At 51.4% G+C, this 22,538-nt stretch carries 16 protein-coding genes; 3 read left to right on the top strand and 13 right to left on the bottom strand.

All coding sequences use genetic code 11. From position 1 onward, the window contains the following. Positions 1-356: 356 nt before the first annotated feature. The 7 genes from tnpC to glnE form a co-directional block, all read right to left on the bottom strand. Positions 357-3,131, bottom strand: a complete 2,775-nt coding sequence (tnpC, locus tag A1332_RS18405) for an IS66 family transposase (protein WP_064009889.1) — start codon at positions 3,129-3,131, stop codon at positions 357-359. Between the two features lie 163 nt (positions 3,132-3,294). Then, complete coding sequence (locus A1332_RS18400; RefSeq protein WP_064009896.1) at positions 3,295-3,711, bottom strand: putative toxin-antitoxin system toxin component, PIN family; 417 nt, start codon at positions 3,709-3,711, stop codon at positions 3,295-3,297. Between the two features lie 8 nt (positions 3,712-3,719). Then, positions 3,720-3,989 carry a type II toxin-antitoxin system Phd/YefM family antitoxin gene (locus tag A1332_RS18395; RefSeq protein ID WP_064009888.1) on the bottom strand — a complete coding sequence of 90 codons (270 nt, stop codon included), beginning with the start codon at positions 3,987-3,989 and terminating at the stop codon, positions 3,720-3,722. 498 nt (positions 3,990-4,487) lie between these two features. Next, a complete protein-coding gene (locus A1332_RS18385; protein WP_064009886.1) occupies positions 4,488-5,960 on the bottom strand; it encodes an IS1182 family transposase in 1,473 nt (490 codons plus the stop codon). A gap of 120 nt (positions 5,961-6,080) precedes the next feature. Next, positions 6,081-7,730: a phospholipase D-like domain-containing protein gene (locus tag A1332_RS18380; protein ID WP_064009885.1), complete on the bottom strand. Its 1,650-nt coding sequence runs from the start codon at positions 7,728-7,730 to the stop codon at positions 6,081-6,083. A 101-nt stretch (positions 7,731-7,831) separates the two neighbouring features. Continuing rightward, positions 7,832-8,464 carry a ribonuclease T2 family protein gene (locus A1332_RS18375; RefSeq protein WP_064009884.1) on the bottom strand — a complete coding sequence of 211 codons (633 nt, stop codon included), beginning with the start codon at positions 8,462-8,464 and terminating at the stop codon, positions 7,832-7,834. Between the two features lie 98 nt (positions 8,465-8,562). Beyond that, the gene (gene glnE / locus A1332_RS18370) at positions 8,563-11,436 is read right to left on the bottom strand and encodes a bifunctional [glutamate--ammonia ligase]-adenylyl-L-tyrosine phosphorylase/[glutamate--ammonia-ligase] adenylyltransferase (protein ID WP_064009883.1); all 2,874 of its coding nucleotides are present in this window, start codon (positions 11,434-11,436) and stop codon (positions 8,563-8,565) included. A 167-nt stretch (positions 11,437-11,603) separates the two neighbouring features. Between glnE and A1332_RS18365 the strand changes: the two genes are divergently transcribed. Both A1332_RS18365 and A1332_RS18360 read left to right on the top strand, forming a co-directional pair. Then, entirely contained in the window at positions 11,604-12,080 is a 477-nt protein-coding gene (locus A1332_RS18365; protein WP_197491508.1) for a cytochrome c, read from the top strand. A 3-nt stretch (positions 12,081-12,083) separates the two neighbouring features. Then, positions 12,084-13,571 (top strand): DcaP family trimeric outer membrane transporter, encoded by a 1,488-nt coding sequence (locus A1332_RS18360; protein ID WP_064009881.1) that lies wholly within the window; start codon positions 12,084-12,086, stop codon positions 13,569-13,571. Positions 13,572-13,645: 74 nt separating this feature from the next. Here the strand turns inward: A1332_RS18360 and A1332_RS18355 are convergent, their stop codons facing one another. The 4 genes from A1332_RS18355 to A1332_RS18335 all read right to left on the bottom strand — a co-directional run bounded on the left by A1332_RS18355 (position 13,646) and on the right by A1332_RS18335 (position 19,089). Continuing rightward, a complete protein-coding gene (locus tag A1332_RS18355) occupies positions 13,646-14,455 on the bottom strand; it encodes a general secretion pathway protein GspB (protein ID WP_064009880.1) in 810 nt (269 codons plus the stop codon). Positions 14,456-14,465: 10 nt separating this feature from the next. Next, positions 14,466-16,061: an ExeA family protein gene (locus A1332_RS18350; protein WP_064009879.1), complete on the bottom strand. Its 1,596-nt coding sequence runs from the start codon at positions 16,059-16,061 to the stop codon at positions 14,466-14,468. A 1,041-nt stretch (positions 16,062-17,102) separates the two neighbouring features. Next, on the bottom strand, positions 17,103-17,771 hold the full coding sequence (locus tag A1332_RS18340) for a laminin B domain-containing protein (protein WP_064009877.1): 669 nt from the start codon (positions 17,769-17,771) through the stop codon (positions 17,103-17,105). 436 nt (positions 17,772-18,207) lie between these two features. After that, positions 18,208-19,089: a LysR substrate-binding domain-containing protein gene (locus A1332_RS18335; RefSeq protein ID WP_064009876.1), complete on the bottom strand. Its 882-nt coding sequence runs from the start codon at positions 19,087-19,089 to the stop codon at positions 18,208-18,210. Positions 19,090-19,437: 348 nt separating this feature from the next. Here A1332_RS18335 and A1332_RS18330 point away from each other — a divergent pair, with 348 nt between their 5' ends. After that, complete coding sequence (locus A1332_RS18330; RefSeq protein WP_064009875.1) at positions 19,438-20,214, top strand: ATP-binding protein; 777 nt, start codon at positions 19,438-19,440, stop codon at positions 20,212-20,214. A gap of 93 nt (positions 20,215-20,307) precedes the next feature. Here the strand turns inward: A1332_RS18330 and A1332_RS18325 are convergent, their stop codons facing one another. Further along, positions 20,308-20,847: a response regulator gene (locus A1332_RS18325; RefSeq protein WP_064009874.1), complete on the bottom strand. Its 540-nt coding sequence runs from the start codon at positions 20,845-20,847 to the stop codon at positions 20,308-20,310. Between the two features lie 94 nt (positions 20,848-20,941). Continuing rightward, on the bottom strand, positions 20,942-22,231 hold the full coding sequence (locus A1332_RS18320; protein ID WP_064009873.1) for an ATP-binding protein: 1,290 nt from the start codon (positions 22,229-22,231) through the stop codon (positions 20,942-20,944). Between the last annotated feature and the right edge of the window lie 307 nt (positions 22,232-22,538).

Raw genomic sequence — 22,538 nt, 5'->3', positions numbered from 1 at the left:
TGCAAACGGCACAAAACCCGCCTAATCCTGTGCGGCGCAAGACCGAATGTCTTCGAAAAACTGCGCCGTGCAGGCCTGGTTGGTCAAGTCGGCAAGCCAAATGTGGTGGACCGAATACAACAGATCGCTATGGATATGATTAAAAAATAAATTCCCTGCTTATCCCTCAACCCAGAGGAGGATTAGGGGGCACCTGGCGACCGTCCCCTCTTCAGATTCATCGCCGGAAAGCTGTCATTGGATTCCGAAACTTGAAAGCGGCCATTCGTCACTGAGTCCAACCGACCCCTTGCTGCCATTGACCTTGTCAGCGCACGAGCGACTGCTTACAAAGCTTATGCTGTCAGACGATTCGCTCATGGCGTCTTATTACGATATTTATCTAGCTTCAGTTCTCCAGAACGTAAAAAGTCAAGAAAATCGATTCCCCGATACTCGCAGGTTTGGTAAATACTAACCAGCAACAGATAGTCCGCGATACCGTTCTCATTGGTTCTCCCACCTATGACATCACGTATTCCTCGTCCAAAAGCCTTCACCGCATGTTCGGCATTGTTATTATTCCAAGGCACACCATCATATTCGAGAAAGGTGAAAAGTTTGTTTCGATTCTTCTTGAAACGTGTTTGCATCTTACGGGTTGACGCTGTTTCAAACTTGCGTGCAACTGTAATGTCATAGAATCGTTCGACATCTGCGAGGTGTTTTTTTAGGAAATATTTTTTTAAGCCAAATCGATCGACTGTGGCGATTACCTTTCTTACTAGCTCGGCAAACTCACGGACTAGTTCCTTCATTTCTTGATTGAACGGTTCTTTCAACAATGCATCATTCAGATCACGAATCAAGTGAATCAAGCACTTCTGCTGCGGGCATTCAATTGAGTCATACGCTGTGTAGAAATCCGAAATCAGTACCCCCTTGAAATCTGAAAGAAAATCGATTGCTGTACTGGCCTCACGTGTCTCGGACCAAATGTACACAACTTCTTCCATGCTTGTAAAAACCCATACGTAGGAATCCTTGCCATCAACGCTCACATGCGTTTCATCAGCATGGATGAGATTCCCTTGCAAAAGATCAGATTGAATTTCCTGAAAAGTCTCACTGTATAATGTCGCAGCCCTGCGCTTCATGACTCCTATGGTCGTTTGGGACAAGGGCAAGCCGAAGATTTTATTGACAATTTTCGAAAGCTGAAATTGTGCAATGTGAAGTTCAATAAGGTTGTAAATAGTGTAAGCAAAAAGCTGTGAACCATAGCGATGCTTTGTAACAGGTGCGTTGTCAGAAACGAATGTGATGCCGCAATCCATGCACTTATGATGATCGACGATCTTTTTGGTCACCCACCTTTTTATTCCACTTGATGTGAACCGCAGATCGTAGAGGGTTCTTTGATGTCGCCCGTTCATGAAAAAACGAATCGAACTACAGTTCGGACATTGCGTAAGCTTTGTCGGACTCACGACCTTGTTGATAGGCACATGCTGGGCTGTCTTGCTTGCCAGACTTTTCTTTGCAATCTTATTAATGTGTTTGTTTGTGCGGACATACACCCTGTTCCGCTGGTAATCCCAGTATGCGCACTTCGTGATGTATGCGAACTCCGAAAAAGTAAATTCCTTTTTGCCGTATGAAAAAGGCCATGACATGTTCTCAATAGACTCGACTTGAACGGCATTGGGATGCTGCTCTGTATTCGCCGAAAAATCTTCCCTTGGCGAGATTGCAGTTATTGCCTTTACGACAACCTCAAGTGCTTCGCAGTCGTCCTGATTGTAAGACAACAGTTCGATTTTAAACCGCTCCTCGTTAGTTAGTTCCCACTTGTGTCTGAGCATCAAGCTTCTCAAGCCGGATGGGTTAACCGTTGACCAATTGAAGCCGAGATGGCCAGCGATGTCCTTGAGGCCGTTGGTGTAGGTTGGGAAATAGAAGTGGGAGTAGATGACGCCCAAGACATTAACGGCCTGTGACGTTAGGTGTGATACCGAAAATCTTTCGCAAGGTAAGTCGCCGTATCGCGTTTGCATGGTTTTGAGAAAGGCAGTTTCGTAACTACCGTAGTAAAGAAGGACGGGATTTTCAAGTGAAGACATGAAATCGAGGAAATCTCGCCAAATTTGTCCTTCCTCGCTTTTATTGTTGGCCCAAAACGACCTCTTAATCGTTGATTTTCCAGAAACCGCTCTTACACCTATGAGGTAATAAATGCCTTGATCCGGGATACCTTCGACATCAAGATAAATGAGCATGCCATCCTGGATAATTTCAGGTTTGCCGACGATATAGGTTGTTTTATCTCGTATTGCAAGGGCTTTAAGCGCGTACTGGTATTTGACAAATTTGCCTCTGCTGCTTTTCGCCTCGCGCCGCCGCGGCCGCGGCCGAAAGGTATATGAAAGTTGAGTTACCGTGAATATCCCTTTGCTTCTGAGTTTTACGATTTCAGCCGGGGGAATCATTCCCAGCAAACTGATATTGTCTTCTTTTTCCGCTCTATCCCTGCATAGAGATTCGAACTCACATTCCTGGCAATGCTTGATCAGAGATAAACTCGGAGGGGTATTCCTTTCGACTATTGAGCGAAGCTCTCTGATCAACACTTCCGCCTTGCTGATCAGGGAAGGTAATTTTACTTGGGAGACTGCTTGTTGTCGGCCGTGAATTATTTTTCCGGAGGTGGAAAAATGCCCGGTGGCCTTTCCTAAAACCAGGGCGTCAAAGGCCAGTAGTTGCTTTTGAACGCTATCTATTTTTTCGGATGGGAATATCCGGACGGGTGCGCAAATACAGCTTCTTGCCCTTGTTCCTTTCGGCGCAAAGTACGAATTCTCCAAAAGTGGAGGAGTTGACATCATATCGTCTACTAATAGTTCTGGTCTGACGATCCATTGATAGCCGTAAATATCTTTCGTGTTTAATGTTTTCGCGCCAATGAGGCATGAATCCGCGCTTCTGGAAACAAGCGACTGGATGTATGTCTGGCATGCGTCTTCTCTAACTTTCAATTGCCATTTGCCGACTGAATCAAGGCAACGACTCCGCACTGGTTCTGAGAAGAACAGTAGGTAGGCTTTAGTTTTGCACTTTAGAAAAGCCTCAAACAAATGATCCGAAATGACCATAGTAATGTGTCTTACACGTCAGATTTCACCTATAGCAAGGCAAGAGTTTGTTTCTCATGCAATCTCACTTTAATAAATACTTATTTGCATGGTCGCATGGCAGATGGTGCAGGAAGCGTAATCCAAGATTCCGCTTGGGATTGTGAAGAACACAAAAAGATTTTTAACCGCCATGTAAGAGCCAAAACTCAGCCGGTGTAACGATGGGGTAGCGAGCAGACAACGCTAGTAAATCCTTGTCCCCCGTGACAAGGTAATTCGCGTTTGCCGCTAAGAATGTCCCGAGAACAGGTTGGTCGGCTCTGTCGCGCAGTAAGGGCTCGGAGACTTGGAGGGGATCAACAAGGTCTGCGAGGAAGGCCAAACTATCGACAAATTCACGAATTTCCGAATTGGACCACCCAAGGCGGTGATTTAACCTAGGTAAAACTCGCTGCAGTTCATCCAAAATGTACTGAGATAGTTTAACTTCCAGGCTTCCGCTCCGCCAAGCCGAAATAATTTCTCCGGGTATCGACTTGGGGTAGGCGGTTCCGGACAGCAAGACGTTAGTATCAAGGACAATGCAAACCTGCACCATAACTGGAATCAAGAATGTCTGAGGTCAGACACAATGGCGTCAATTTCGGCTATGCCTTCTTCCTCCGGCACCGTTGCATAAGCATCGGCAATTTGTTGGCTCAGCTTATCAAACCGATCCTTAAAACGGCGTATCCGATCGAATAATTGGGCATCGACCAGCGCCGCTACAGGCTTTCCATCTTTTTTAATTAAAATCGAATCATGCCGGTATTGAACCTGATTTAGCATTTCCCCTAGGTTTTGTCGAAATGCGACAGCATTTACTTCGTTAATCATAATAGACGGCCTTTATATTTGAAATATTGACCATATTGGTCATATTGGTTTAACGAGTCAAGGACAAATTGAGGATGCTTTTTAGCTGAATGTTGTTAAAAAGATAGGCTTTGATCTGAAACGTTCTCCACAGTCTGCAAACAGGTTGAAACTTGCCATCCAAATAGTCTATTTTTTGGACAACTGAATGGCAGGTAATGGCCGGGTCGAGCCGATGACGACTCAAGGTTGCTTGCCGAAAAGCTGTCATTCGCTGAACTTAGGGATGGAAAATTTCGCCGGCGCCCTCAGCGGCCGGTTTTGGCCCAGACTGTGTAAAAACGCAAAAACGGGGATTGTTCGAGCAAGAACATGGAATTTAGTTGGGTTTTTAAAGCGATCGTGGTTAGCAGGGGAAGCTTCCATTCTGGGAATAGCGGAATCGACTTTTGCCGAAATGGGACTCTGTAAAGCCCTATTGGCCGATTGGCTTTACACAACCGTACTCTGAAATAGCCATTAACCGACTATTGCTGATTCACTAGGACGACACAATGCCATCTTGGCTTTTATACCGTCAATCAGCGCTTCAAGACCTATGGTATTGATCACTCGCTTCAAATTATAGGCCAGCACATGCAAGCTCATTTCGGTACGAACATGCGCCAAGGTTTTCATCAAAAAATGAGTGGCGCCCATCCAGGCTTTGAGCGTACCAAAGGGATGTTCGACAGTTTGCCGGCGAATGCTCATACTGTCGGGCACTAAGTCCAGGCGAGTTTGCATGGCGTCAAGAATGTCCTCATGCTCCCAACGCTTGACGCGCCGTTGTGGGCTGGGTGTAAATTGTTCCTTGAGCGCACAGCTTTGACAGGCCGAACTCCAGTAGCAATGTAATTTCAAGCCTTTCTCAATAGTGGAAAAGCGCCAAATCAAAGCCTCCCCAGCCGGACAGCGGTATTCGTTTTTCTCGGTATCAAAAATGAAATCCGCTTTGCCAAAACGGCCATCGGCTGTGGCGATTGATGTCACGGTCTTGGGCACAATCGCGGTAATGCCGGCTTCGTGGCAGGCGAGGATTTCTCCGCTTTTGAAATAACCGCGATCGGCGATGACGGTTAAATCGTCAACCCCCATGGCACTGCGGGCTTTTTTCGCCATGTTTGAAAGCTGGCTGCGATCAACACCCTCGTTGATTACCTCGTGTTCCACAATCAAATGATGTTCAGTATCTACGGCGGTTTGCACGTTATAACCCACGATGCCCGTCCCCCGCGTTTTCATGGAACGGGCATCAGGGTCGGTCAGGGAAATCTGTTTATCGGGTGTCTGATTTAGCTGAACCTCAATGTCTTTCAGGGCTTTCATCTGCGCTTTTAAGGCGGCAATTTTGTCTTGCAAACGCTCGGTTTTCACCTGTGCTACAGAGGGTTCTTGACGATCGGCGGTATCCATCTCCGTTAAATAACGATTGATACTCGACTCGATCTCTTCCATTCGCCGTTGCAATTTGGCGCTGGTGAAGTTGCGATCACGGTTATTGACGGCTTTGAACTTGCTGCCGTCTATAGCCACCAGGGCTTCCGAAAACAAACCCAGTTGCTGGCAAAGCATGACGAATTGGCGACAGACGTTGCGGATGGCCTTACCGTTCTCTTTGCGGAAAGTGGCGATGGTTTTGAAATCCGGCATCAAGCGTCCGGTTAACCACATCAACTCGATATTACGCTGAGTTTCTTTCTCCAAACGACGGCTGGATTGGATGCGATTGAGGTAGCCGTAGATGTAAATCTTCAATAAAACCGCAGGGTGATAAGCGGGTCTGCCGGTAATAGCGGGTTGAGCACCTTCGAAACCGAGCTGCTTAAGATCCAACTCATCCACAAAGACATCAACGACACGAACGGGATTGGTCTCCACCACATAGTCATCAAGACTTTCAGGTAGCAAGGTAATTTGAGTCCGACATTCACCTTTAATAAATCGATTCATCGGCTGGCTCCAATCAATAAACCCTGAGCGAAATTATACCAAATCCAGCGTTTTGACACAGTCTGGGCCGAACTGAGACCAACGCTTCGCAGCATTTTGTTTGCTCTGAACAATCCAAGCTCAACCAAAAAATGCCAACCTCACCGCCTCCCGCTCGCCGCCGTCGAAAAAGCGGAAAGCCCATTGGTCGGTGGCGTCCAGAAAACCGGCTTTGGGATCGGTTTTCTGTTGTTTGGCTACCCAGCTGACGTGGTCGCGGAAATAGTAATGATCGAACATGCGCATGAACTCACCGAGATAAACATCGGCAACAGCAGTATCGCCGATGATGAATAACTGGTTTTCGTCGTTGAATTTGCAGGAGTTGGTGCTGAAGTTGGCCGAGCCGGTGACGACCAATGGGTTGTTGGAGAGTGGGTCTACCAACAGAATTTTGGTATGCACGTGTACGCCGGAATGATGCTTGGACTCAGCCAATAATCGGCCTTGCCATACTTCCAGGACTGATTTTTCGTTAATGGCGGCGCTGGCCGCCAGTTGGGTGTTGGGGGCGTCGTGCAAGGCTTTATCCACTACGCTGCGGGTATTCAACAAACCCAGCACGTGTGCAGGTGCTGTGACTAGGGCGGCTTCCAGTTCGTCGTGCATCGCAAACGGTGCGGTAAAGCAGATCAGGCGTTTGCTTGCTTTTACCCATTCCGCGCATTCGCTGATGGCTTCGGTGGACTTGCGCGGGCTGAGTACCAAATGAGATCCCGCCGCTGTCGTTGCCGGCGGTTGGGTTAAGCTCATCACCAGTTTCCGCGAATCGGCTCCCGGTAAGTTGGGGTTATTCCAGACGGCTTGATGCCAATCGAAATATTGTTTGGCGACTGTGGCATCGCTTATCACGTGGCCGACGTTGGACTGCCCGTAAATCGCGCCATCGGTGAAATTGGTCGAGCCGGTCCACACCGAAATCGGTTGGCCTTTGCCGTTGCTGAGTACCATGAATTTGTTATGCGAGATATTCAAGCCGGCGCCGGTGCGAGCCTTGCAGACGCTTTTTAAGCCGTATTTCTTGATTTGCGGCAGCGCGTCTAGCGCGGGGCCGTCGCCCTTGCTGTCCAGCAAGCCGTCGTACAGAATTTCCAGTTTAACCTTGCGCAGCTTGGCGCGTTTAAGTGCCTCGAAAAACGCGTCTTTGGCCAATTCGTATAAAAATAAATGTAAACCCTGTTTTGCTTTGGCGGCGTCGATATAAGCGATCAGCGCTTCTTCCAGGCCGCGCGATAGCCAGCGGCGCGCGTTCTGATCGACGATTTCGCCGGGCGGCAGGAGGGGAAAACGCGACGTGAAAGCCTGGCTGGCGGCTGCGCTGCGGTTGAAATGCACGGCATGGCCCTTGTTGCCGACGGCGACCGGTTGTTCGCAACGGACTTGCACTGCAACGGATTCGAAAGTCTTTAATGCGCCCGGTTTTCCGGTCAGGGCGTGTACGATGTAAGTATACGTACGGCCAGGCTTGGTGGTGTAGTCGCCCCAATGAAATTTCTGGATCGGGTGATAACGGGAGCTGACGCTGTAGCCTTCATCGCCGGGTAGATCGAAGCGCTTCAAGCCGCGTAACCAAGTCACTTCGCCGTTTTCATGATCTTCGCGGCGGATACCAAAGCCGAGTAAACCGCTGCAATAGGCTTTGGGGCAGCTAAATGCCAACAACGCTACGTAAGTGCCGGCGATCGCTCTGACTTGCAAACCCTTGGGACTAATGTTGATTTCGCTACGCATGGCCGTCTCCGTTTATATAGAGTGGATAGCAAGTTTACGTCTTTTAACCTGACGGTTGCGAGGCTGGCAATCGTCAAAAAATCGCGCTAAAGCCGGCGCAGCTATTTAATATTGCGCACCAAAAAATCCTTTTGCCCGCAAGACTTCGCTGCGCTTTTCAGCACGTCGGCGCCGCAACCCACTGCTGCGCCGCGTTTATCCAAGCACACGAAGATCTCCTTGAAGAAGCGTCCCCCGCCGCTACAGAACGGGACGATGGCTGGTTCTTTCAGCCACGGGTTGGCCCCGGTAAAGGCATTTTTCAGTCCATCCGCCGTGGTTCTGAAAGGTTTTTGCGGATTTTGGTAGTCCTCCGGGATGGTGACTTTGCCTTTCAGCGACTGCGATAATTGAAAATAACCGGTTTGGGTTAGTCCGGAGCAGGTGCCGTGTTTTTCCCATTCGTGTTCGAATAAAAATTCTGAGGGATATAGCTCAGGAAACGCTTGAGCTTGGCTAGGCGCATAGGCTTCCTTGGTGCAAAAACTTGGATAGCCGACCTGGTATTGCGGCCATAGGCCATGCAGCACCAAGCCCAGTTTCTTGCCGCATTGTTCGCGGTCTTTGGGTTGTTCTTCGCAATAGGTTGGGGACCAGGATAAGGCCAGCACATAAGCGTCGAACTTGCCGGGCTTGCCTTTGGCGGCTAGCTGGGTCGAGAACGCTGCCAAACACAGCAGTAACCAATATTTCATAAATTGCTCCAGGTTTTACAATGTGGGGCGAATCAACTCGCCGAAGGAACCGCCGATAGGGCGAATGAATCCGCCCCTGCATTTTCATACGGTCAGCGTCACAGCATAAACTGTTGCCATATCCGCTCCACTTCGGCGCGCAGTTCTTGAAACTCGTCACTGTGCGCAGTGGCGCTAAGGCCTTGCAGAACCTGATGATGTCCGTAATCGCGATAGGCGCAATAGGCCCGTTTTAACAGCGCGGCATCGACCGGGGAAATAAAACCATGCTTTTGCAAGCCTTCCAGCAGGCGGACGTTGTCGGTGTAAGTCGCCAGACTCGGCTGCTGCGCGGTTTCGGCCAGTACGCCGAACTGGACGATAAATTCAATGTCGGCGATGCCGCCCTGGCTTTGCTTCAGATCGAATACCGCCGGGTCTTTCGGGGCCAGGTTATCGCGCATTTTTTCGCGCATCTCCCGCACCTGGGTTTTCAATTCTTCTCGATCTCGCGGTAAGGCTAAAATCCGGCCGCGGATTGCTTCGTAGCTGTGTTTTAAGCTTTCGTCGCCGGCCACGAAACGGCCGCGAACCAAGGCTTGATGTTCCCAGGTCCAGGCCTCGTTTTTTAAATATGCTTCGTAATGGTCGATATGCGTAACCAGCAGGCCCGAGTCGCCGTTGGGCCGCAAACGTAAATCGGCCTCATAGAGGATGCCGGACAGCATTTTGGTATCCAGAATATGGCGGATTTTTTGGCCCAGACGTAAATAAAACTGGCCGGCATTGATTGGCTTTTCGCCGTTGGTTTGCGCGTCGCCGTCGGCGCACGCGTATAAAAATACTAAATCCAGGTCGGAGCCATAGCCCAGTTCGATACCGCCAAATTTACCGAAGGCAATGATCGCGAAATTTTGTGGATTAGGGCCGGTGCCGGGCGGGTGGCCATGCTTACTGACCAGCATGTGCCAGGCGCACCGCAAGACCTGTTCCAGAATGGCTTCGGCGGTCCAGGTTAAATAATCGCTGACGATCATCACCGGAATTACGCCCATGATGTCGGCGGCAGCTACCCGTAACACGTTCAAGTGCTTGAACTGGCGTAATGCAATCATCAGTTGTTCGCTGTCCTGGGTATCGACGCGGGCCAGTTCGCGTTGCAAGTCCTCGCGCAAGGCCTGCTTTTGCAGCGGGTCGTAGAGCGAACGGGTATCCAGTAATTCGTCGAATAGAATCGGATACAGCGATAAATATTCGCAAATCCACGGGCTGGCGGCCGCCAGCTTGATCAGCTGATTCAATGCGTCCGGGTTTTCGGCCAGCAAAGCCAGATACACATTGCGGCCGGCCACGGCTTCGAATAAATCCAGAATGCGCAGCAAGGTTGCGTCGGCGTTTTCGCTGTTTGATACTTGTTCTATCAGTTGCGGCATTAAGCGGTCCAACACGCCGGCGCCCTTGCTGGTCATGCGTTTAATGGCATGCGATTCCTTAAAATCGACGAGGGCTTTTTGTAGGTTCAGTGGATCGGCAAAGCCATAGTCAGCCAGCGCTTCCAGCGCCAGTTCGTTGTCGGCGCAGCTGGACCATATCAAGCGGGCGCTTTGTTGTTTATTGTCCTGGTCGCTGAGCGAAAACACCTGCTCGAAAATGTCCTGCACCGATTCCCGCACTTGGTCCAACTCGGCTTTGAACGCGCTCCAATCCTCGAAGTCCAGCGAATAGGCCAAAATCCGTTGCACCAGCGGATTGCCGGGCAGGTCGTGCGTTTGTTTGTCCTGATATTGCTGGATATGGTTTTCCACGCGCCGCAAAAACCGGTAGGCAAATTTTAAGGTTGCCACATCCTCTACGATCATCAACTCCAGTTCTTCGAGTACAGTGAGGATGGTCTGGATTTCGCGTTGCTGCAAGGCGATGTCCTGGCCGCCGCGGATCAATTGAAAGGCCTGGCCGATAAATTCTACTTCGCGGATACCGCCGGGGCCGAGCTTGACATTGTCGGCGCGGTCGCGGCGTTTCAGCTCCTGGGCAATCTGGAACTTTAAAGAGCGCAATTCCTCGAAAGCGCCGTAATCCAGATAGCGGCGATAGACAAACGGTTTGATCAGCGCTGCCAGTTGCTTGCCGGTGTTAAAGTCCCCGGCCACTTGCCGGGCCTTGATCATCGCATAGCGTTCCCATTCTCTGGCTTGAGTTAGATAGTATTGCTCCATGCCGTCGAAATTCATAATCAACGGGCCGCTATCGCCGAATGGCCGCAAGCGCACGTCGGTGCGGAACACAAAACCGTCCACGGTTATTTCGTCCAGCATTTTTACCAGCGACCGACAGATGCGGGTGAAAAATTCGCCGTAACTGATTTCTTTCTTCTCGGTTAAAACGCCGTCCTCGGCGTAGGCAAAGATCAGGTCTATGTCGGAAGAATAATTCAGTTCCCAGGCGCCGAGTTTGCCCATCCCCAGCACCACGATATTAAACGGCGTGCCGTCGGCCAGCGTCGGTGTGCCCCAGCGCGCGCAAGCCTGGCGGTATAAAAAATCCAGCGCGGTTTGAATGCAGGCCTCAGCCAGTGCGGTTAGATCGGTCAGGGTTTCGTCCAGATCGGACCAGCCGGCCAGATCGCGCCAGGCGATTCTGATCATCTCCCGGCGGCGGAATAAGCGTAATTGCTTGGCTAATGCGGGTTCGCCTTCGGCGTTGCCGCTCTGTTGCAATGCGGCGGCATAATCGGCGCGGCGCAAGGGGGCGAATAAATCAGTCGATGTTACCAGGTCCGGAATCAGATCAGGATTGCGCAGCCAGCTGTCACTGATGAATTGGCTGCAAACACATACTTTTAGCACCGAAGCGGAAAATACTTCGTTGCCGAAAATTTGGCGTTGCTCCGGACTCAGTTTTTCGTCGAGTTGAGAACAAAAGTCGGCGGCCAAGGTGCGCAGTTCATCCGGTAATAGCACTGTGTGCTGGGACAGCGAATCGAGAAGTGACATAGGCGGTATCCTGTCGGCAGAACGGAAGCAGCATGATACCTAAACTGCGAACGCTACCCTAGATGGCGACTGAAAAAATATCCCTACCGGAATCGGGTACACTTAAACCGGACCATGATGCGGCTAATCGCCGCATCTTTCAGATTGATCGAACCGGAGCGCAACGCATGAAAACCCTATATCTATCGGCGATAGTCTTGATATTGAGCGCTTGTTCCAGTCAAAGTAATCAGTATGCGCACTTGGAGGGCGGACGCAGCCAAACCGGCCAGCCAGCCTTGCATGCGGTGCGGGACAATCGCTTGCATGAACTGATGGATAGGATGGACAGCCTGATGCATGAGCGGTTTATGACCGAGCAGCAATTAGACGTCGAGCGCCGCAAATATTCGCGGCAAATCGGGGAAGCAGCGCGGGATTTGGCGGCTAACGTCGAGATCATGATTGCTCGTATGCCTGGCTTGCAGTTAAACGCGGCCGAACAAACCGCGTTTTTGGCCCTAGCCAGCAAGTTGCGGGAAGAGATGCAGCAATTGCAGCAGCTTGCCGAGCAAAACCATATAGACGCCATTCCAGATAGTTTGCATGAAATCAACACGACTTGTACCTCTTGTCATGCCTTGTTTAGAAGGCTTGGGGGTTAAACGATGAGCAAATTGCCGCTATTGCTTAAGATACTTACGATATTTCTGTGTTGCTGGACGATAAGTCCCGTGCAGGCCGCCGATGAGGATATCAAGACTTTGCTGAAAGCCTTGAGTCAGCAAGTGACTCAGTTACAGAGCCAGGTTGAGCGTTCCAATACCCGGATAGAGCAGTTGGAACAGGAGTTGCAAAATTACCGTGCCGAGCAAGTCGCTGCCAGTAAGTCACCGCTTGGCAATACGGCCCATGCCATGGAGGCATCGGCAGCGCCGGTACTTGCCAGCTCTGGAACCGTTAACGATAAAACCAAAGAGAAACCGGCGGTGACCATCGGCGATGTAAAAGGCACGTTTAAAATTCCCGGTAGCGACACGTCCGTCGGTTTGGGCGGATTCGTAAAAATGGATACGCTGTTTAACAGCGTCAGTGCCGGACGTGATCGCTTAGGAGATCAACAATTGGCAATGGCGCAAATTCCGGTCGGTGCGGCCGGCGAGCGCGGCCAAATTGCCTTCCATAGCAAGGAAAGCCGTTTGTGGTTTAAATCGTTTACCCCAAATACGTGGGGCGATATAAATACCTATATCGAACTGGATTTCTTTGGCGACCCTGCTACCTATACTTACACGCCGCGCTTGCGGCATGCCTATGGGTCTGTCGGGCATTTTCTGGCCGGACAGACCTGGACGACCTATCTTAATGTCGCGGCCTTACCCGATACCTTGGATGTCGGCGGTTCGGCAGGTGCAGTCAGCAGTCTACGCCAGTCCTTGGTGCGCTGGAGCGAGCCGTTTACTTGGTTGGATACGCCGATGGAGTGGCAAGTGGCGCTGGAGGCCCCGCGCAGCCGTTTGTGGGTAGATAGTGCGCTGGAAGCCTCATTAAGCAAAAGCGCCAATCCCAATCTGGATGCGGGTTATTACACCACGCCCAACGCTGATCGCTATCCGGATATGATGGCGAGGCTCAATCTGAATCCGAACTGGGGGAATGTGTCCTTGGCGGCGGTCGGCAGACAGCTGCGCTATACGAATGGCTCGACGGGTTATCGACAAGCCGAGTGGGGCGGCGGCGTCAATATGGCCGGTCGGATAAGTACCTTCGGTTTGGATAATATTCGCTTTATGGCGCATTACGGCAAAGGCGATGCGCGCTATGCGTCCACCAACAACACGTTCGCCGACGCGGCGCTCGATCAACATGGCGTTATCGAATTGGTCGAAGCTTATGGCGGGATGTTGTCTTATCAACATTGGTGGGATAAACAATGGCGCTCTAATGTGACCTATGGCTTTGCGCAGGCGGATTACCCGACGTATGCCAATACTGTGCTGACCCACCAGGTGCAGTCCGTGCATGCCAATCTGCTCTGGAGTCCGGTCAGTCAGGCGATGTTGGGAGTGGAATATACCTATGCGACGCGCGAGTTGATCGATGGTCGGGACGGCGCGTTACAGCGGGTGCAGTTTTCTGCCAAATATAGTTTTTGAGCTTGACTGTGAACGAATTCCAAGCACCTTAAAACGAGTCGGGCGGAAGCCGATAGGTGTTCCGCCAGCAGCTATTAACGTTTGATCTTGAACACTCGGCCGTCGTAGCGGACGATAATCCCGTCCTCTACTATTTCTTTCAGTTCCAACTGGTTTTTGATGGTCTGGCCGGGAACGTATTTGATCATGTCTATCATCACGAAACGCTCCGTCGGCGTTGATGAATAGCTAAATACATTGATCGGCAGACTGGGCAGCGATAGGCGCACCTCCGGCGGCAAGTCTTGTAAAGTGGGCAAATCGTTCTGCGCTGGCGCGGTTTTGACGGGTTCCGGTTTTTTGGCCGCAGGTTCGCCGGGTTCTGAGAGCTGTTGCGGAATCATGCTTGAACGCGGTTCCGGCTCGGTAATCGGTTTGCTAGTCGGCGTTGATTGGGTGATGACCGTCGGGACAGGCTTTACCGGCTGCTGCGGCGCCACGGGCGGTTTAACCCGTGGGACCGGCTCGACCGGTTGTTTCGTGTTAGTTACAAGTTTCTCAGCTGCCGGCGTCGGGTTGCGAGGCTGCTCCATTTTGGGCGCGGGAGACATCCTAGCCGGTTTTGCAGGGCTATCGGCTGGAAGCGGCGGGTTTGTTTTCGCCAGTAACGGCGCGGGATATTCGATAGTGGCGACGGGCGGCGCTTTGTCTGCGGGTGGTTGCGGCGCGATGCCGAGAAAATAGGTCAGAATCGCCAAATTTAACAGGACCAGTACGACAATGATCTTGGTCAGGCTTTGCCGTTCGGGTGTTTGCTGAACAGCGATGCGACTGGTCACGGTGTCGGGCTGCATGGCTTGGCGTTCTCGTTCGGATTTGCGCAATGCATTCAAAATGTAAGACATATCAACAAGCCTAGCGAGTGGTTATTGCCAAATGGGGCGAAGCAGCAGCTCCGCTTTGGTTATCCAAATGTATCAGGGTGCGGGCACCGGCTATACCGTCGGGTGTCAGATGTTGCCGGCGTTGGAAAGCAATCAGCTCGGCTTTGAGGGGTTCATCGAAAACGTGGGATGCCATGTCGCCGGCAGGCTTCCCGTTGATCTTCTCCAGCCGTTCGCGCAGCCAGAGCACAGCGTCGGATTGCTGTTGCGGTGCGATTTCCGTAATCCCTGGACGCGGCGGTCGCCACAGCAGCAGATAATTGCCGTCCCAGTTCGTCAACAGTTCGGCGAGTGGAAATCGCAGGGTATCATTCTTGACGCGGATTTCAGCATGATCGTTATCAACACCGGTCAACAAAGCGTAGCGCTTTTGCTCGGCAGGGCCCGAAAACGCCAAAATGGCCGGGCGGTCTATGCTCAGCAATTCTTGCCAACTCGCTTTTCCTGATAAGCAACTCAATCCCAGAGCGGCGACCGCATGGCAGTCCAGTGCTGAGTCGGCTGGCGCCGTTTCCCGCCAAACTTGCAGTGCTTCAGCGAATGCGCCCGTCAATGTCAGTCCCGTATTCTCAAGATGTTGATTGAGGCTGGGTTCTGCTATCTTTGCGGTCACGGGGGGCGGCAAGGCAGTTTGCTGGGTCGCGACCGGCTTAGCAGGCTTGATCAAAGATAAAGCCGGACGCCATAGCTCAAATCCCGTCACAACTGCAAAGCACAAAACCAAAGCCGCCGCCAAGTACCATCGCGGCATAAACCGGGCCGAGCCCATCACTTCTGCCGCCGCCCGGCGAATAATTGCCGGCGTAATTACCCCGGCATTGGTCGCATAGGCACCCAGCAAGGCGCGGTCGCACAAAATATTGATCAATCGCGGCACGCCGCTCGAATACTGGTAAACCTTGCGGATTGCCGCCGGGTTGAACAGACGGTAGTTGCCTTTGCAGACCCTTAGCCGATGTTGAATATAAGCCCGGGTCTCTTCTAGCGAAAGCGGCAGTAAATGGTAGCGCGCGGTGATGCGCTGATTGAGCTGACGCAGATCCTGGCGCGCCAGCATTTTGTTCAACTCGGGTTGGCCGACCAGAATGATTTGCAGCAACTTGGCCTTGCTGGTTTCCAGATTGGTCAATAGCCGAATTTGTTCCAGCACTGTCATGCTCAGGTTCTGGGCCTCATCGATCAGCAAAACCGTCCGCCGCCCGTTGGCATACGCGGTCAGCAGATAGTGATTGATAGCATCGATCAGATTTTTTGCCGTTATCGGCATGCTGTTATGGCGGATGCCCAATTCGTCGCAGATGGTTGCCAGTAGTTCCAGAGCCGTCAGCTTGGGGTTTAATATCAGGGCGATATCGACGTTATCCGGCAACTGCTGGAGCAAGCAGTGACAGAGCGTGGTTTTCCCGGTGCCTACTTCGCCGGTCAGGGCGACGAAACCGCCGCCCCTGTTGATGCCGTAGAGCAAATGCGCCAGACCTTCCTGATGCCGCTCGCTCATGTACATGAAATGCGGGTCGGGCGAGATCGAAAAAGGCAATTCGCTGAAATTGAAGTATTGCTGATACAAAGTTCGGGTGCTTCAAGAAAATGGTGTCACGATGCTAATTCAAACCGAGGCGAATTGCACTTAAAAGTCTATGCGACTTCAGTGGTAGTCCCGATTTGCGAAGCGTAATCGGGGATGAATTGTAAAGTTTGCGTCTGATTAGGGGCGTAGGTGTCGCTGACGCGACGGTTGTTTTAATGTCGGGTCTCGGCCCGACAGCCGAGTAACTTTTCTTTGTTTGGCCAAAGAAAAGTCACCAAAAGAAAAGCCACCCGGATGCCGCTTTAGTCCTGCGCTCCGAAGCTTTTATCGAGGGTCGGCAGAACGGGCTTCCCAGCCCCTCCGCCGACGTGCGGCATCCCTGCCGCACCCCTTCGGGCTACTCACTCGGCACTTCCCTGTGCCTCGCCCTTCGGGTGCTCCGCATGCAAATCGGCAATCCTGCCGATTTGTCTCGATAAAAGCCCCGGTGCTCGGCGCGGCATACGGGGAAACCCCGTCGCGAGCTCAAAGGGCTTTGATGGTTTTTTTGGATTTAGAGGAATGATGGTGTAGCTCCGAATAGCGAAGCGTATTCGGAGGAACGAGAGGTATGCGAAACGTCGTTTGGACTTTTGCGAGGTAGCACAGGCCCTAACTGATTGAGGCGTTGCCAACATGCGTCCGATTACGCTTCGCTAATCGGACCTACAGAGGGCCACTGAAAATCGGGATGGTTTTCTCCCGTATGCCGCGCCGAGCACCGGAGCTTTTGAACGGACAAATCGGCAGGATAGCCGATTTGCATGCGCAGCACCCGAAGGGCGAGGTACATGGATGTACCGAGTGAGCAGCCCGTAGGGGCGATGCATGGATGCATCGCGTTGCCGAAGGGGCAGGAAGCCCCTTTCGGCAACCCCGTTCAAAAGCGAGGAGCGCAGGGAATAAGCGGCATCCGGGCCGCCTTTTCTTTGGGTACTTTCTTTTGGCGGAGCAAAAGAAAGTACCTCGGTCGTCGGTCCGAGAACCGACATTAAAACCAGCCGTCGCGCCAGCGACACAACAACATAACAAGTCAGCGCGTTACGCTCGACGAATACGCGACCAAAACCCCGCAACCCCCACGCCAAATAACCAAAACGCCCCCGGCAACGGCACCGTCTGCAAAACCACATTATCCAACCCTGCAGTTTCAATAATGCCGTTGGTGTATTCGCCGTGAATATAAAGCCCACTCAAGTCGGACAACACATTATGAAAATCACTTTGACTGGCCAACGCCCCGTCTGTAGTGCCCAGCCGCCATTCGGAGGACGGTGCCAAGCTCAGGCTGACATGAGTCCAACCACTATTTGGCACGATGTTCGGGTCCCGCTTCCATAGCAAGCGCAGACCGTTGCCTACCAACATGACGTCGGTGGTTTGCCAATTGACATCGCCATCGCGATACGTCAAATCATAGGACAATCCGGTAGCGCCGGCCTGCGGCCCCAGGAAAGCAGCAGGGGCAGAGAAGGTAAAATCGCCGCTGTCCGGATCACTGGCGGCGAGATAATTGCCGGGATTGCCACCACCTGACACGTAACTGGATTGGTATTGGCCGATGATCGAATAATTGTTCTGGCTGAAATCGGCAAAACTGACGATTTGCCAGTTCTCGCTGTTTACATCGAACGAACTGGACACACTGGCGTGAACTGGCTGCGAAATCAGCAGTGCAATAGCAACAGGTAATATCTGGTTGTTGTTCATGATCGGTACTCCCAAGGTAAAAGCCCGGCGTTGAAATCGGGAAACGTGGTTGTTAAGGCGATAAGGTTCAAGGCATTGGAGGCAATAAGTCGCTATCTTTATCACGCCTTATGTTCAGCCTTATGTCATTCCGCGCATCAGGATGTTACTTATGACGTCCTAAGGATTAAGGACTTTGCAAATTTTAGACGATTTGTAATTTCACGACGGGTGGGGCGCCAATATGACGTAGCGAATTCCTCGGTTTTTAAACGGACATACGATAGTCGGGCCGGCTTTCTTTTTTAGGCCAAGCGCAAATTTATTCTAGCAAATATCAACAGTGGATAGCCGGACTCGCCGGGTAAAAAACTAACGAGGTTTTTTGTGGAAACAGTCACTTGAACCTCGACGCACAAACTGCCAAAAACATATTCTTCACGGCAGCAGCATAAACCTATGCACCCTTAGCCGCCTCCCACACCAATCCATTCAATCGCTGAATCAGCTCCCCTCTGGCACTGGTTTTGCGCCAAACCATACCTATGGTCCGGCTCGGCGCCGGCTCCGCGAAAGGTAGATAACAGATCCCCTGTTCCTCGCGAACTGCGATTCGCGGCATAAAGGTGATGCCGGTGCCGGCGTGAACCATTTGCCACAAGGTTTCCAGACTAGTGGCGCGAAGGTCTTGTTCTTCGTCGGCACCGACTGTTTGGCAGATTTGCAGCGCATGACCGCGTAAGCAATGGCCTTCGTCAAGCAACAGCAAATGTTCGCCGTTTAGATCGTCTTGTTCGACTTGCGGCTTGGCCGCCAACGGATGACCGTCAGCCACCGCCAGCAAAAACTCATCGTCGAACAAGGCCTGGCTTTCCAGAAAGTCCTCGTAAATCGGCAGAGCCAGCAAGGCGCAATCCATTTGCCCGCTGCGGAGTTGCTGTAACAGTTGTTCGGTTTTTTCCTCCACCAAAATCAGCCGGATGCGCGGTAAATCCCTTTTGATTAAGGGTACCAGTGGCGGAAACAAATAGGTAGCCAGGGTGGGAAAGGCACCGAAACGCAGGTTGCCGGCCAGCGGGTCCTGGGCTGTGGCGGCCAGTTCCTTGATATTGTCTTGTTCCTTCAAGATACGCCTTGCCGACGCCACGATCTGCTCGCCCAGTTCGGTAGGCAGCACTTTTTTATTGGTGCGCTCGAAAATCTGGATACCCAATTCGTCTTCCAACTTTTTTATCGGGGTACTCAAGGTCGGCTGGCTGATGCAGCAACGGTCGGCCGCCTGCACAAAGCTGCGCAGGTCGGCAACGGCGATTAAATAATGTAAATCCCGCAGATTCATAGCCACCCCGCAAATAGCCAATAGCTATCGTTTAAATGATAACAATCGATTATAAGTCGACCATCCGGCAGAAACGAGTTTCGGTCACCAAAGCCGCGATCTAAAATAAAGTCTTCGCAGTGCGAAGTTGCCCGTGCTAGCGGCATATACCGGCTATAGTGGATAGCCACATTTCCACAACAGCTATAACTTTCCCACAAAATCTGTGGATAACTCTGTTGGCAACCCGTTAAAAGCCGCGCTAAGTTGTTGCTGTGCTTAGAGTGGTGTTAAATTGTCTAAAATTTATACAATATCCATTTCTTTACACAAACCGGCACTTCGACCGGCCCCAGCAAAGGATCACAGATGATAGATTGGAACCACACCTATGCGGCAATTTGGCGCCAGCGCCAGGCGTTTCTGCGTCCTGTTCGGCAAATTGACCCGATCCGGCTGGATCAACTGCTGGGCATAGAGCCGCAAAAGCAGCAAATGATAGACAACACCCTGCGCTTTCTGGCCGGACTGCCGGCGAATAATGCCTTGTTGTGGGGCGCGCGCGGTACCGGCAAGTCCTCGCTGGTGAAAGCCTTGTTGAACGAATATTTGCACGAAGGCTTAAGAGTCATAGAAGTGGATAAACAAGACTTGTTGTATCTGCCGGAAATCGTCGACGACATCCGCGAACACAATCAGCGTTTCATTATTTATTGCGACGATCTGTCTTTCGAGAACGGCGATGCCCTATACAAGCCGCTGAAGAGCGTTTTGGAAGGCTCTATTGAATTACCACCGGAGAATGTGTTGTTTTACGCCACCTCCAATCGCCGCCATCTGCTGCCGGAACATATGCGCGACAATCTGGATACCCTGCTGGTTGACAACGAGGTGCATTATTCCGACGCCATAGAAGAAAAAATCTCGCTCTCAGACCGCTTCGGTTTGCGGCTGGCGTTTTACCCGCAACATACCCAGACTTACTTGGACATTGTCGACAGTTATTTCGTCGATTATCCCGGCAACCGAGAGGCTTTGCACAAGGCCGCGTTGGACTTTGCCCATCAGAATGCCGCCAAAAACGGTCGAACCGCGAAGCAATTTTTCAATGCCTTTAGTAATGACGAGCGTACTGAACAGCTGTAACTCGGCTCTAAAACCGCTACCGGTTATAAAAATTCTTCTGCTTAGACAGTATCTTCAGTTAACACGAAGGAGGGAGCGGCGGAGTACCGCTGACTATTGCAAATCCTCGTCGTCGAGAATAATGGAGCCATCCTGCGCCCAATTGACTTGAGTGATACCCGGCTCCTCGGCCTCGAGCGCCTTAATAATCGCTTCTTTTTCATTCAGGAGTATCTGCTGTGCGCGCACCTGATCGGCCAGGGCCCGGTTTTCCAACAACATGCGCTTGTGCGCCAGACCATTCTCGACGACGTTGACGATCTCCAGATTACTCCAGGGTTTGTTGATAAAGCGAAACACTTCCGCCTCGTTAATGGCGTGCTGCGCGCCTTCCAGATCGGCAAAACCGGTCAAGACAATGCGCACGGCATCCGGCTGCATGCGCTTGAATAAAATCAAAAAGTCGATACCGTTAATCCCCGGCATCCGGTAATCGGAAATCACCAGATCGAAGCGATGTTGCTCGGCTAACAATAAGGCTTCCTCACCGCTGATTGCGGTAACAGGCTCATATTGTTTCAGCAAACGCGTCAGTGCTTTCAATACGTTCGGCTCGTCGTCAACGATCAGTATTCTAATGTCTGCCTGGTTCATGGTTTTGCAATAACAGTGGTCTATTGATGACATAGTCTGGCATGTAAAGCCCCTTCTGCAAGTTCGGTTTTAAAAATCCGCCAGACGCACCAGACTATTCGGCGGCCCCCAATTCCGGCGGCCGAATCGGCAGCCAGACTCGAAACCGACTACCCTGCCCAAGCTGGCTGGTCACTTCGATTTTACCGCCATGCTTACGCACGATATTTTGGGATACCGACAGCCCCAATCCGGTGCCCTTGCCGACCGGCTTGGTGGTAAAAAACGGCTCAAACAAACGCGGCAAGTTCTCAGGAGCAATACCTTTGCCGCTATCGCTGATTTCCACCCACACATTCTGGTCGGCGCGACCGGTACGAATATGAATATCGCCTTTGGTTTCGATGGATTGCGCGGCATTGATCAGCAAATTCATAAACACCTGATTCAATTGCGAAGACAAACAATAAATCTGGGGAATTTCGCCGTACTGTTTATGTACCGTGCAATGGTATTTCAGCTCGTTGGCGATAATATTCAGCGTGGAATCCAGACCCTTATGCAAATCGCCCAACTCCCATTCGTTTTTGTCGGCATGCGCAAAATCCTTCAAATCCTGAATAATGTCGCGCACCCGCGTCAAGCCTTCCATCGATTCGGCGATCAATTCCGGAATATCATTACGTAAATATTCAAGCTGCTTGGCTTGTTTCAGCTCGCGCAAGCTTTGCAGCGTCTCCTCCGATAGGGGTTTTTCGTCCAAGGCCGCGTTGCTGGCATCCACCACGCAAAAAACATCACGCAAATAGCTGTCCAGCGTATTCAAATTGGAATTGACAAAACCGATGGGATTATTGATTTCGTGTGCGATGCCGGCCGCCAATTGCCCTATTGCCGCCAGTTTTTCCGATTGCAATAATTGTAAATGTACAGCCTCATTCTCCTGATGCCGGCGTTGCACTTCCGTTTCCAGATAGGCATTTTGGTCTTTCAGCCAATCGCGGGCATTCTTCAGCTCCAGCTGGGTTTTGATTCTAGCCAATAGAATCGACAAATGGCACGGCTTGTAAAGGTAATCCACCGCCCCAAGTGACAAACCGCGCTCTTCCTCCAGATCGGAAGTCAAGGCGGTAACGAATATCACTGGAATGTCGCCGGTTTTGGGATCGGCTTTTAACTGGCCGATGACTTGATAGCCATCCATGTCGGGCATCATCACATCCAGCAGGATTAAATCAGGCTTCGGGGCTCCACCCGCCAGTTGCAAGGCTCTCTGCCCGCTGGTGGCCACCAAAACCTGATAATACGGGGCGAGAAACTGCCCGAAAACCGACAGGTTGATGGACTCGTCATCGACTAACAGAATGGTGGCTTGGCGCTCTGTCGATTGTTTATCGGATTCCATCTAAATTCCGTTCGATTTTAAAACCATGATCTGGATTGACTGCAAGCGTCTCAGGCAAGCGAGTTCGGGTCACGACTCAGTTTTTGGAGCGCCAGCAAAGTGTACCCGATTGTCGATGACATTCCAGTAAGAACAGTGTGCCATTAGCTCAAAGCGCCTTTTCGGCAAAGCTTAGCCGCATATAGGGGAGTTTATGCCGTAAAAGCCGATCTGAGAAAGACAAATCGCTTAAACGGCAGGATTGAGTCAGCGAAACTAGCGATACGCACTAAAATGATAGGGGAAAAGAACTCGCTATTTTGCCAAT

It is taken from the genome of Methylomonas methanica (assembly GCF_001644035.1).
Lineage (GTDB): Bacteria > Pseudomonadota > Gammaproteobacteria > Methylococcales > Methylomonadaceae > Methylomonas > Methylomonas methanica_A.
This window is presented reverse-complemented; position numbering and strand designations above follow the sequence as displayed.